General features: G+C 64.9%; 9 protein-coding genes. 6 read left to right on the top strand and 3 right to left on the bottom strand.

The genetic code is table 11. From position 1 onward, the window contains the following. The first annotated feature begins 12 nt into the window (after positions 1 to 12). The 3 genes from HDG34_RS28015 to HDG34_RS28005 are packed head-to-tail and all read left to right on the top strand — an operon-like array spanning position 13 to position 3,113. A complete protein-coding gene (locus HDG34_RS28015) occupies positions 13 to 1,002 on the top strand; it encodes an ABC transporter permease (protein WP_184064339.1) in 990 nt (329 codons plus the stop codon). 20 nt (positions 1,003 to 1,022) lie between these two features. After that, positions 1,023 to 1,826, top strand: coding sequence for an ATP-binding cassette domain-containing protein (locus tag HDG34_RS28010; protein ID WP_184064337.1), 804 nt, complete (start codon positions 1,023 to 1,025; stop codon positions 1,824 to 1,826). A gap of 42 nt (positions 1,827 to 1,868) precedes the next feature. Beyond that, positions 1,869 to 3,113 carry an ROK family transcriptional regulator gene (locus HDG34_RS28005; RefSeq protein WP_184064333.1) on the top strand — a complete coding sequence of 415 codons (1,245 nt, stop codon included), beginning with the start codon at positions 1,869 to 1,871 and terminating at the stop codon, positions 3,111 to 3,113. A gap of 5 nt (positions 3,114 to 3,118) precedes the next feature. Here HDG34_RS28005 and HDG34_RS28000 read toward each other — a convergent pair whose 3' ends face one another. Then, on the bottom strand, positions 3,119 to 6,232 hold the full coding sequence (locus tag HDG34_RS28000; protein WP_184064330.1) for a transglycosylase domain-containing protein: 3,114 nt from the start codon (positions 6,230 to 6,232) through the stop codon (positions 3,119 to 3,121). Between the two features lie 309 nt (positions 6,233 to 6,541). Next, complete coding sequence (locus HDG34_RS27995) at positions 6,542 to 7,480, bottom strand: LysR family transcriptional regulator (RefSeq protein ID WP_184064311.1); 939 nt, start codon at positions 7,478 to 7,480, stop codon at positions 6,542 to 6,544. Between the two features lie 159 nt (positions 7,481 to 7,639). Here HDG34_RS27995 and HDG34_RS27990 point away from each other — a divergent pair, with 159 nt between their 5' ends. From HDG34_RS27990 to HDG34_RS27980, 3 genes are all read left to right on the top strand, one after another. Beyond that, positions 7,640 to 8,572 (top strand): dihydrodipicolinate synthase family protein, encoded by a 933-nt coding sequence (locus tag HDG34_RS27990; RefSeq protein WP_184064308.1) that lies wholly within the window; start codon positions 7,640 to 7,642, stop codon positions 8,570 to 8,572. An 89-nt stretch (positions 8,573 to 8,661) separates the two neighbouring features. Beyond that, on the top strand, positions 8,662 to 9,951 hold the full coding sequence (locus tag HDG34_RS27985; RefSeq protein ID WP_184064305.1) for an FAD-binding oxidoreductase: 1,290 nt from the start codon (positions 8,662 to 8,664) through the stop codon (positions 9,949 to 9,951). Between the two features lie 105 nt (positions 9,952 to 10,056). After that, positions 10,057 to 10,797, top strand: coding sequence for a TetR/AcrR family transcriptional regulator (locus HDG34_RS27980; RefSeq protein WP_090806910.1), 741 nt, complete (start codon positions 10,057 to 10,059; stop codon positions 10,795 to 10,797). Positions 10,798 to 11,011: 214 nt separating this feature from the next. Here HDG34_RS27980 and HDG34_RS27975 read toward each other — a convergent pair whose 3' ends face one another. Then, on the bottom strand, positions 11,012 to 12,391 hold the full coding sequence (locus tag HDG34_RS27975; protein ID WP_184064302.1) for an MFS transporter: 1,380 nt from the start codon (positions 12,389 to 12,391) through the stop codon (positions 11,012 to 11,014). Positions 12,392 to 12,424 lie beyond the last annotated feature (33 nt).

The raw sequence follows: 12,424 nt of genomic DNA, 5'->3' as shown, positions 1-12,424 counted from the left end.
AGGACTGCCATCATGTCGACCCCTTCCGCGCCCGCCGGCCGGCCGCGCCCGTCTTTCACCGAGCACCTGCCGTCGCTGTCCGAAATCGGACCGCTGATCGCGCTGGTGCTGGCCTGCGCATTCTTTGTCTCGCAGAGCAGCCGCTTTCTATCGTTCCAGAACCTGTCGCTGATCCTGCAACAGACGATGGTCGTCGCGGTCATCGCGATCGGCCAGACACTGATCGTGCTGACCGGTGGCATCGATCTGTCCTGCGGCATGGTAATGGCCTTCGGCTCGATCATCATGACGAAGTTCGCGGTCGTGCTCGGCGTGCCGCCGATCCTCGCGATTCTGTGCGGCATCGGCGCCAGCACCTTGTTCGGCTTACTGAACGGTCTGTTGATCACGCGCATCAAGTTGCCGGCGTTCATCGTCACGCTGGGTACGCTGAACATCGCGTTTGCGCTCACGCAGATCTACTCGAACGCGGAAAGCGTGTCGAACCTGCCCGATGCGATCATGTTCCTCGGCAGCACGTTCAGGCTCGGACCGGCGGAAGTCACGTACGGCACCGTGCTGACGCTGCTGATGTATGTGGGCACGTGGTTCGTGCTGCGCGACACGGTGCCCGGCCGGCATCTGTACGCGCTCGGCAACAACGCCGAGGCCGCGCGACTGATGGGCCTGTCGTCGCAGCGGATTCTGCTGACCGTCTACACGCTTGCCGGCGCGATCTACGGCATCGCCGCGCTGCTGTCGGTCGCGCGCACCGGTGTCGGCGATCCGCAGGCCGGGCAAACCGAGAACCTCGACAGTATCACCGCGGTCGTGCTCGGCGGCACGAGTCTGTTCGGTGGACGCGGCTCGATCGTCGGCACCTTGCTTGGAGCGCTGATTGTCGGCGTATTCCGTAACGGCCTGACGCTGATCGGTGTTTCCTCGGTGTACCAGGTATTGATCACCGGCATCCTCGTGATTCTCGCGGTCGCCGCCGATAAACTCTCGCACCGCGGCCGTTGATCCCGCACAGGAGCCTTGTCATGTTGACCTCCACCTCCTCTTCCACGTCCGCTGCGATGCCGGTTCTGCAGGCACGCGGGCTCGTCAAACGTTACGGCAACGTGACCGCGCTCGACGGTTGCGATTTCGAAGTGCTGCCCGGCGAGATCCTCGCGGTGATCGGCGACAACGGCGCGGGCAAATCGTCGCTGATCAAGGCGCTCTCGGGCGCCACGGTGCCCGACGAAGGCGAGATTCTGCTCGACGGCAAACCGGTCAAGTTTCGCAGTCCGCTCGATGCGCGCGCACAAGGCATCGAGACCGTGTACCAGGAACTCGCCGTCGCGCCGGCGATGAGCATCGCCGAAAACCTGTTTCTCGCCCGCGAATTGCTGAAACCCGGCTGGCGCGGCTCGCTGTTCAAGATGATCGACAAGCGCCGCATGCTCGACGAAGCGACGGCCGCCATGAAGGATCTGCAAATCGGCATCCGCTCGATGCGCCAGGCGGTCGAAACGCTGTCCGGCGGCCAGCGCCAGGGCGTCGCCGTTGCACGCAGCGCGGCATTCGCGCGCCACGTGGTGATTCTGGACGAGCCCACCGCCGCGCTCGGCGTGAAGGAAGGCAACATGGTGCTCGAACTGATCCGGCGCGTGCGCGAGCGTGGCCTGCCGGTGATTCTGATCAGCCACAACATGCCGCACGTGTTCGAGATCGCGGACCGCATCCATATCCAGCGGCTCGGCCGGCGCGCGGCGCTCGTCAATACGAAGGACGTGCACATGTCGGAAGCGGTCGCGATCATGACCGGGGCGAAGGAAGCCGACGTGAAGGCGATCGCATGACGCGCCGCCCAATCCGCTGAGCCACGAGGCCGGTACACGACAATGGACACCCCCAGCACCAGCAGGCGTTCGCCGGTCAAACGCACGGTCGGTTCGAATCAGGTCGGCATGCGGCAATTCAACGAGCGCATCGTGCTGCAAACGATCCGCTTGCATGGACCACTGCCGAAGGCCGAGGTCGGCCGCCTCACGCGTCTTTCGATGCAGACGGTGTCGATGATCGTCGACCGGTTGATCGCCGACGGCCTGCTCGAAAAGCACGCGCGCGTGCGCGGCAAGATCGGCCAGCCGTCGGTGCCGATCGCGTTGTGCGCGGACGGCGCGTACATGATCGGGATCAAGGTCGGACGCCGCAGTCTCGACGTGCTCGCGATGGACTTCGCCGGGCGCATCGTATGCCGCGACGTATTCGAGTATGCGTATCCCGATCCGCGCGCGCTGTTCCCCGCGCTCGAAAACAAACTCGCGCGCGTGAACCAGACGCTCGGCGCGAAGGCGGGCAAGGTGGTCGGCGTCGGTGTCGCGGCGCCGTTGTGGCTCGGCGGCTGGCGCGACTTTCTCGGCGCGCCGCCCGACGCGCTCGACGCCTGGAACGACATCGATCTGCGCGCGCGCATCGCGACGATAACCGGCCTGCCCGTCGAGTTCGCCAAAGACACCACGGCCGCCTGCGCGGCCGAACTCGTGATGGGCCAGGGCCGCGGCATCCACAACTTCCTGTATCTGTTCGTCGGCACCTTCATCGGCGGGGGTCTCGTGATCGACGGACGTCTGCATGGCGGTCCGCACGACAACGCGGGCGCGGTCGGTTCGATCCCGCTGCGCGAAGGCGGCGCACGCAAGCCTGCGCGGCAGTTGCTGCACGCGGCATCGGGCTTCGTGCTCGAACGACTGTTCAGCGATGCGGGCGCGCCGGCGGCCGCGGCGCATGATCATCGCGCGTTGTCGCCCGAGTTGTGGCGGCATACCGAGCGATGGCTCGACAGCGCGTGCCCGGCGATCGCGAATGCGCTAACCAATGCGGCCGCGTTGCTCGATCTCGAAGCCGTCGTGATCGACGGCGAGTTCGACCGGCTACTGCTGCGCGAGATCATTCGCCGCACCGAGCGCGTGCTCGATCGTTTCGAATGGGAAGGGATGGTGCGGCCGCAATTGCTCGAAGGCGCGATCGGCGCCGATGCCCGCGCGATGGGCGGTGCGATTCTGCCGCTATATGCGCATTTCGCGCCGGTGCATGAGCTGTTCCTGAAGCCGGCGGCGTCGGAGGCAGGTTATGACGAGCGGTGAGCGATTCACTGCGCGGCAACTTTCGTCGCCGCGGGCGTCGATCCCGCCGGCGCCGCCGTCACGGTTTTCTGAACCGGCTTGTCGAGCAACGGCTGCAACGCCGGCGCCATCGACTTGAGCAACTGCACCGCCAGCGCACTCGTGAAGTCGTAACGCGCGGCATACGGCTCGTGCACCCACGCGGTCAACGTGCCGTAGAAGCGGTCGCCGAGCGCGAACACGAAGGTCGCGCTGCGATTCACCTTGCGCGACTCGATCAACCGCGCGCCCTTCGCGTACACGTTCAAGCGCTGATCGCCGGTGCCGGTCTTGCCATAGACTTCGAGCGTTTCGCCGTTCGGGAACGTCATGCCTTGCGCGAGACGCCTCGCGGTGCCACCCGTCACGACGTCGCGCAACAGCATCCGCACCTCCCCGGCGATCTCCGGCGACACCTGCTGCTGCGGCGCGACCACCGCGCGCCTGAAATGCGTTTCGTACGGCGTATCTTTCGCGAAGTCGATTTGCGTCAGCGTTTCGGTCGGCACCTTGTTGCCGCCGTTCGTGATCACGCCGATCAGTTGCGCGAGCGCCGCCGGACGATCGCCCGAGGCGCCGATCGCCGCCGCATACGACGGCGTCAGCGACGCGAACGGATAGCCGAGCGCCTGCCAGGATTTGCCGATCGCGTCGTAGGCGCGCAACTCGACCATGCGCTTGATGCGGTGATCCTGGGTCACGTGATAGCGCGTCTTGAAGAGCCACGAGTAAGTCGACAGGCGCACGTCCTGGCTCGCGGCTTCGATCTGCGCAAGCGTCGCATCCGGATGCGAGCGCAGGTAGTTCAGCGTCCATAGTTCGAGCGGATGCACACTCGAAATATAGCCGCGGTCGTTCAGGTTGAAGCGGTTGATGCCGTACTTGTCGTACAGATTCGCGAGATCTTCGTCGTCGAGCATCGAAGCCGCCGGCGTGTTCTTCAGCGCCGCGTACATCAACTTGTTGAACCACGCGTTCGATTGATCCGGCGCGACGCTGCGCAACGCGGTCGCCACTTTCGGGGGCGACTTGCGCACCCCGAGCAGCAATAGCGTGATCTGCTGATCAGGCGTCTTGCCGTGGTACTTCGTGTAGAAACGCTTCATGTACACGCGGCTTTCCTGATCGGCGAAACGTGTCAGGTACATCTTGCGGGTCGCCGGATCGCCGAGCCATTGCGACGACGGCCCGGTGGTCTGCACCATTTCATAGTGCACGATATCGCGCATCAGCCGCACGAACACGAGGTTCACCGAATGCTGGAACGCGCGATGCACGGTCAGGATGCGGCTGTTGTCGTCGGACTCGAAGTTCGTGAAGGTCTGCGCGCCGCCGCCCGTAAAGAACGTTTCGCCCGGGCTCGCCGAGTATTTACGCTCGACGGCGGCGTCGAGCATAGGCTGCAGCGAATGGTCGCGCGTGTGCAGCAGATAGTCGATCGCCCAGCGCGTCAGCCGATCGTTCGGATCGGGCGTGATCGCCTTCAGCTCGGCATTGCTCAGCGATGCGTACCGTGTGTGCAAATCGGTGACGATCTGCAGATACGTGATGACGGTGCGCAGTTTCGCGGTCGAGCCGAGGTTCAGGCGCGCGCCGGAATTGATGTCGAACGGCTGGTTCACGCTATCGGTCTGCACGCGCACGAGGTTCGCGTCGCCGTGCCGCTCGAACAGCGTGAAGCTGTAGGCGATATGCGACGGATCGTCGGACCCGCGCAACATTTCGTAGCCGACGAGACCCGCGGCCTTCGCGCCGTCTTTCGTCGCGGCGGCGGCGAGGCGCTCGGCAACGGCCTGTTGCACGTCATTGTTCAGCGTGCCTGTCGCCTGCACGTCGAGGCGGTCCAGTTCATAGAAACTACGCACGCCGAGCGCGGCGAGCAGATGCGAGCGCATCGACGTGACGGCCTTGCGCGACACGAACGAACCGAGATCCGGTGTGCTGCGCGGCGCGCGATGCAGTTCGACGTGCGCCGCCAGCGCCGCGTCGCGCAACTGCTCGGTGATCACGCCGCCACTCGCGAGCAGCCGCATGTAGCTGTCGGTCAGCCGTTCGAGCTCGGGATAGCCGCGCTGCAGAAAAAACGACGGCGCGCGCTGCGCGATCATCAGCGACAGCACTTCGCGAAACGCCAGACCCTGGTCGGGCAGATTTGCTTCGGTCGACGGCGCCTTCAGCAGCCGGTTGGTCTCGCGGAAATCGCGCCCATACCAGGCGGCGAGCCCATCGCCGATACCGTTGATTTCGCCGACGCCGGGCTGCGCGGCAAGCGGCACCGAGTTCAGATAATGGACCACGATCTGTTCGCGCGCGGGCAGCGTTTGCGGTCCGTTCAGATAAGCGCGCACCGACGCCGACGCGATTTGCCGCAGCTTTTCCGGCGGCGTCGCGGTGCGGCCCCCCGCCGAGTGACGGAATTTCTCGATCTGCGTCGCGAGCGTGCTGCCGCCGGGCGTCTGCTGATGACGATTGAACACGCGCGCGCCCTGGTCGACGAGCGCGCGGCTGAAGCGCCCCCAGTCGATCGCCGGATTGCGGTTCGGCTGATCCGGATCGAGCAGATAGCGGTCTTCGATGAACAGCAGCGAGTTCACCACGAGCGGCGGAATCGCGCCGAAGCTGTCGTACACGCGACCGGGAAACTGAGCGCTGTATAGCGGCACGCCGGTGCCGTCGAACAATTGCAGGCCGGCCGTGTCTTTTTCGTCGTAAGGCAGGAACAGGCCGTCATCGGCTAGCGAAAGCATGCGTTCTGAATCGCGCGCCTGCGAGCTGATTTCGAAGCCATGTTGCAACAGACGCTGCTGGATAGCCGGCAACAGCGCGTAGCCGAGGCGCGCGTCGTACGGGCCCTTGTCGGCTTGCGGAAAGCGGATGGAATGACTAGGACCGTCGTTGACCGAAAAAGCGACGTCGCGGGTCAGCTCGGAAAGGTACCGCGCCTGCAGTCGCGAGGTCTCGATTTCGATCTGCACGAGCCGCGCAATCAGCGCCACCGCGAGCAGCAAAAACGCGGCAAGCCCCCATTTGAGCCAACGCCAGCTCCGCACGGGCACGGTGCTGGTCACGCGAAGCGGAAACCGAAGCGGTGGCCGATTCATGGCTGCTCTCCCCGAGCGATGGCCAGGGGGTCGAGCCTGGCTCAGTTCATTCAAAGCAGTGTAGCTCGGAACGAGAAACCCTCATCGGTTCGGATTGATGCGACAGTGTCGCGGCTACAACACCTGCTGGCGTCGGATGACAGAACGCGAACCGGCATGAGATATTGAAGCTCTTTTCACACGAATAACAAACCGCCTTTTCGGGCGGTTTTGCCGTTTCTGGCGGGCCTTGCCGAAAGAAAGTCGCTTTTTGGCTGGCATTCTTACCGGCAACCGGGCGGACAGCGGAGCAACCTGTTTGCGCAGCGCCTAAATTCGCGCTTTCGTCTGTGCACGCAACAGCGCGATAAACCGTTCCGCCGGCGGCGACAGCACGCCGCCCTTGCGCGTGACGATGCCGAACGTCTGCGATGGCGATTTGAGCCTGACCGGCACGACGCGCAGCATCTTGTGCCGCACGAACGGCCCAGCAATTGCGCTCGGCAGCAGCGAAACGAGTTCGGCGCTGCTTTGCAGCAGTGCAACTGTCACGAATGTGGAAGCCGTCGAAATCGGATTGTCGGGCATGTCGAGGCCGGCGAGATCCATCTCGCGTTCGAGCAGCGCATGCAGCGGCATGTGTGACGGATACATGACCCAGCGATGCCCGGCGAGATCGCGCAACATCATCTCGCGGCGCGGCAACGGCACATGCTGATAACCGACCACCACCGCCAACGGCTCGTCGCCGAGCGGCCGATACTGATACTTCGACGGATCGGCCGCGACCGCCGCTCGGCCGACCACCAGATCGAGCCGCCCGTCGTCGAGCTGTGCGAGCATTCGTGCGCTGGTGTCCTCGACCACTTCGATCGACAGAGCCGGTTGCGCCGCATGCAATTGATTCAGCGCGGGCACCACGCAGTCGGGAATCGCGCCCATGATCGCGCCGAGCGCGAGCCGCCCGCCGCGCCCCGAACGAATTTCGGCGACGTCCTGGCAGAGCGCGGTGAGGTCCGACGTCACGACGCGCGCATATCGGATCACGCAATGACCGAGCTGGTTCGGGATCATGCCGCTTTTCGAGCGCTCGAAAAGCGGCGCGTCGAGCATCGATTCGAGCTCCTGCAGCGCCTTGCTCGCCGCCGATTGCGTCATCGACATCACGCCGGCCGCTTTGTGCAGCGATTTGTGATCGTCGAGCGCGATCAGCAGATGCAGCTGCTTCATGCGCAGCTTCGACAGCAGGACGTTGAGCGTGTCTTTCATCGGCGGGGTGAGTCGCAAAAGCGATCACGATATGGAAACAATTCAATATACCCGCGAGGCCCAGCGCCGTATAGTCGCCGAAGGAGACATTCATCCAGTTGCGCCGCCCGTTCGCGGGCTCGAGCGCAATCCTTCCATCCCCGTACGGACCACATCGCCATGAGCCAAGCGTCACACTCTCCCGCCCTGCGCGGCGTCTTCCCCGTCGTGCCGACGATCTTCGACGACGCCGGGCGTCTCGACCTCGAAGGCCAGAAGCGCTGCCTCGATTTCATGATCGACGCCGGCTCGAACGGCCTGTGCATTCTCGCGAACTTCTCCGAGCAGTTCGCGCTGTCCGACGACGAGCGCAACACACTGATGCATCTCGCGCTCGAACACGTCGCGGGCCGCGTGCCGGTGATCGTCACGACCACGCACTTCAGCTCGTACCAGTGCGCGGAGCGCAGCCGCGCAGCGCAGGCCGCGGGCGCCGCGATGGTGATGGTCATGCCGCCGTATCACGGCGCGACGATCCGCATCGGCGAGCGCGGCATCTACGAGTTCTATCGTACGGTGTCCGATGCCATCCAGATTCCGATCATGATCCAGGACGCGGCGGTCAGCGGCACGCCGTTGTCCGCGCCGTTCCTCGCTCGCATGGCGCGCGAGATCGACAACGTGTCGTACTTCAAGATCGAAACGCCGCAGGCCGCGAACAAGCTGCGCGAGCTGATCGAACTGGGCGGCGACGCGATCGTCGGTCCGTGGGACGGCGAGGAAGCGATCACGCTGATGGCCGACCTCGATGCGGGCGCGACCGGCTCGATGACGGGCGGCGGTTATGCCGATGGCATCCGCCTGATCGTCGATGCCTATGCGGCCGGTGATACCGAGGCCGCCGCCGCGCACTATCAGCAGTGGCTGCCGCTGATCAACTACGAGAATCGCCAGGGCGGCCTCGCATCGTGCAAGGCGCTGATGAAAGAAGGCGGCGTGATCGGTTCGGACGCGGTGCGTCACCCGCTGCCGCAGATGCATCCGGCGACGCGCGAAGGGCTGTTGAAGATCGCACGCCGGCTCGATCCGCTGGTGTTGCGCTGGGGTCGATAACGCAGAGCGAAGCGCGGCGGGGCGCCCGTCGACGTGCGGGCTCACGCGGGCTGGACGGGCACACGCGATTGCCGCTAACCTATGGCCCCATGCAAAGTTTCTACGAAGCCACCGTCACCCGCTCCTCCGCCTGCGCGCCGCTCAACGGCCGACGCAGCGCGCACGTCTGCATCGTCGGCGGCGGACTTGCGGGACTCTCCACCGCGCTAGGACTCGCCGAACGCGGCGTCGAAGACGTCGTCGTGCTCGAGGCGCAGCAGGTCGGCTTCGGCGCATCGGGACGCAACGGCGGCTTCGTGTTCGGCGGCTACAGCCTCGATTGCGCCGACCTGCTGAAGACGCTCGGGCCGACTCGCGCGCGCGAACTCTATGCGCTGACCACCGACGCGGTCGAGCTGATGCGCAAGCGAATTGCGCGCTATCGGATCGATTGCGACGCGACCGATGCCGGCGTGATCCTCGCGAACTGGTTCGACGAACCTGCGCGTCTCGAAGCCCAACGGCGTCTGATGCGCGATTCGTTCGGCGTCGACTGGGAACCGATCGCTGCCAACCAACTCGCCGCGCAACTGAAAACGAGCCGCTATCACGGCGGCCTGTTCGAGCGCAACGCGTTCCATTTTCATCCGCTCAAGTACGTTGTCGGCGTCGCCGCGGCGGCCGCGCAAGCGGGCGTGACGATACACGAGCGCTCGCCGGTCGTCAGCTTGCGGCGCGACGGCGCGGGCTTCGTCGTCGAGACGCCGCAAGGTGCGCTCGACGCGCGTCACGTCGTGATGGCAGGCGGCGGCTATGCACGCAACGTGTACGCGCGCGTCGAGCGCGCGGTGCTGCCTATCGCCACCTACGTGATGGCAACGGAGCCGCTCGGCGAACGCTTGCACGACGCAATCGCCACACGCGCCGCGATCTATGACACCCGCTTCGCGTTCGACTACTACCGCCCGTTGCCCGACACGCGCATCCTGTGGGGCGGCCGCATCTCCGTGCGCGACCGCGAGCCCGAGGCGATCGCGCGTCTGTTGCGACAGGACCTGCTGAAGGTCTATCCGCAGCTGTGCGACGTGCGCATCGAGCACGCATGGGGCGGCCTGATGAGCTACGCGCGACACAAGATGCCGCAGATCGGCCAAAGCACGGACGGCGTCTGGTACGCGGTCGGTTTCGGCGGACACGGCATGGCGCCGACCACGGTGTCGGGCGAACTGCTGGCCGCGGCTATCTCCGGTGAACGGCCGGTGCCCGACGCGTTCGCGACCTTCGGCCTCACGCGCACGTACGGCGCGCTCGGCCTCGCGGCCGCGCAGCTCACGTACACCGCGATGCAAACACGCGACGCACTCGCCGCGCGCCGCCGGCCCACGCGCCCGGTCGCGTAAGCGCCACGCAAGCTCCTTCGAGATGCCTTCGTCGATGCCCGGGACCCACGCCAGAGGCCCATTTCGCCATGCTAGAATGCGCCGTCACTGCCGCTCGAAACCACAATGAAAAAGGGAAGCAAGGCCGCCGAGCCTGATACCAACGGCATCGTGTCTGGCACGCCGCACGCCGACGCGCGACGTACCGGCGCCAGGCGTACCGACGCCCCGCGTGTGGACGCCCCACGCAAATACGATCCCGAGCAGACTAAGCGCAACATCCTCGACGTCGCGACCCAGGAGTTCTCCGCGATGGGGCTGACGGGTGCCCGCGTCGACGCGATCGCGGAACGCACGAACACCACCAAGCGCATGCTGTACTACTACTTCGGCAGCAAGGAAGGGTTGTACCAGGCGGTGCTGGAAAAGGTGTATGGAGACATTCGCGCGCTCGAACAGGACCTGCACATCAGCGAACTCGATCCGGTCGAAGGCATGCGCGCGCTGGTCGAATTCACGTTCGACTACCACGACCGCCAGCGCGATTTCGTGCGCCTCGTGACGATCGAAAACATTCACGGCGCGAAGTACGTCGAGCAGGTCAAGACGTTCAAAGGACGCAACGTCACCGTGATTCACACGATCGAGGATCTGCTCGCGCGCGGCATCGCGGCGGGCCAGTTCCGCAGCGACATCGATCCGATCGATCTGCATCTGATGATCAGCTCGCTGTGTTTCCATCGCGTGGGCAACCGGCATACGTTCGGCACCGCGTTTGGGCGCGATCCGTCGCATCCGCGGCTGCGGGCGCGGCATCGGGCGATGATCGTCGATGCGATCTTGCGGTTCGTGAAGAAGGACGATTGACCCGGTTGCGCGGCGACCGGCTGAAATGGAAACGGGATGTGGTGAAAGCCACATCCCGTTTTTTATCGCTTCGAGAAACGCAGCGCGTTCAGCGGCTTACTGCCCCGCCAAACCGGTGACGGCAGTCGACGTGGTTGCCGCCGCACCGCGACGACAACCGGGGATTCGAAGGGAACTACGACCGTCACATGAAGCGACGGCTCAGCGGGAAGACTCAATCCACCAGCACGATCCGCTTGATATCGCCGACGACGAAGATATACGACAGCGCGCCGATCAACGCGATGACACCGATAAACACCAGCGCGCCCACGAACGAACCGGTCGCCGCGACGATCAGGCCCACCACGAGCGGCGTCACGATCCCCGCCAGGTTCGCGGCGAAGTTGAAGATGCCGCCGGTCACGCCGAGCAGGCCCTCAGGCGCGATATCCGACACCAGCGTCCAGCCGAGCGCGGCCATGCCCTGCGCGAAGAACGCCACCGACAGAATCGCGATCACCACGACGTTGCTCTGGACATAGTTGGCGAGAATGATCGTCGACGCGAGCAGCAGACCCGCGATGATCGGCAGCTTGCGCGCGACGTTCGGCGATTTGCCACGGCGCAGCAGCCAGTCGGAGAACACGCCGCCGAACATCACGCCGATCGAAGCCGCGATGAACGGCATGATCGCGAAGAAGCCGATCTTCAGCCACGCCATATGACGTTCGGTGGCGAGATACGTCGGGAACCACGTGAGGAAGAACACCAGCGTCGAATTGCCCGCGAACTGGCCGAGGCAGATGCCGGTCAACTGGCGATGCTTGAGCAGTTGGCCAATCGTGCCCCATTGGAAGCCGCTCTTCTTCGATGCCGCAGCATCGGCTGCACCCGCGGCTGCACCCGCGACATCCTTGTTGCGTTGCGTGAGACCGCCGCCCGCCTCGATATAGTCGAGCTCTTCCTGATTCGCCGACGGATGATCGCTCGGCTCGCGATACAGCAGCCACCACACCACGCCGAACGCGATACCGACGCCGCCGACCACGAGGAACAGCGAGCGCCAGCCGAATGCGCCCATCAGCATGAACAGGAACGGGCTGAAAAACGCGAGGCCGATATATTCGCCGACCGTGTAGGTGCCGGTCGCCATCGCGCGCTCGCTTTGCGGAAACCACGTGGCGACCACGCGGCTATTGGTCGGAAAGCATGGCGCCTCCGAAACGCCAAGGCCGAGACGGAAGGCGAACAGCCCGCCGATGCTCCCCACGAGCCCTTGCGCGAGCGTGCAGAGCGACCAGAACGTCATCGACAGGAAGTATGTGAGCTTGCTGCCGAAGCGGTCGAGAAACAGGCCGCCCGGAATCTGCGAGGCCACGTAGCTCCACGAAAACACCGAGAACAGCAGGCCCATCAGCGCGGCGTTGATGCCGAGCTCCTTCGTCAGCTGCGGTGCCGCGATGCCGAGCACGGTGCGGTCGAGATAGTTGATCATCGTGCCGACCGCGAGCAGCGCGAGGATCTTGTAACGGGCTTTCGAACGGCGCGCGGGGCTCGCCGCCTTGTTCTGCGCGGGCGAGCCCGCGGAGCTGGATTGGAACGATTGCGTCATGGCGTGCTTGTCTCCTCGATCAGCTTGGGTGCC

The sequence above is a fragment of the Paraburkholderia sp. HC6.4b genome (assembly GCF_014200875.1).
Classification (GTDB): Bacteria; Pseudomonadota; Gammaproteobacteria; order Burkholderiales; family Burkholderiaceae; genus Paraburkholderia; species Paraburkholderia tuberum.
This window is presented reverse-complemented; position numbering and strand designations above follow the sequence as displayed.

Coding starts and splice junctions, on each gene's coding strand:
- HDG34_RS27995 (WP_184064311.1), bottom strand. CDS start 7,480: ATGAAAGACACGCTCAACGTCCTGCTGTCGAAGCTGCGCATGAAGCAG.
- HDG34_RS28000 (WP_184064330.1), bottom strand. CDS start 6,232: ATGAATCGGCCACCGCTTCGGTTTCCGCTTCGCGTGACCAGCACCGTG.
- HDG34_RS27990 (WP_184064308.1), top strand. CDS start 7,640: ATGAGCCAAGCGTCACACTCTCCCGCCCTGCGCGGCGTCTTCCCCGTC.
- HDG34_RS27980 (WP_090806910.1), top strand. CDS start 10,057: ATGAAAAAGGGAAGCAAGGCCGCCGAGCCTGATACCAACGGCATCGTG.
- HDG34_RS28005 (WP_184064333.1), top strand. CDS start 1,869: ATGGACACCCCCAGCACCAGCAGGCGTTCGCCGGTCAAACGCACGGTC.
- HDG34_RS27975 (WP_184064302.1), bottom strand. CDS start 12,391: ATGACGCAATCGTTCCAATCCAGCTCCGCGGGCTCGCCCGCGCAGAAC.
- HDG34_RS28010 (WP_184064337.1), top strand. CDS start 1,023: ATGTTGACCTCCACCTCCTCTTCCACGTCCGCTGCGATGCCGGTTCTG.
- HDG34_RS27985 (WP_184064305.1), top strand. CDS start 8,662: ATGCAAAGTTTCTACGAAGCCACCGTCACCCGCTCCTCCGCCTGCGCG.
- HDG34_RS28015 (WP_184064339.1), top strand. CDS start 13: ATGTCGACCCCTTCCGCGCCCGCCGGCCGGCCGCGCCCGTCTTTCACC.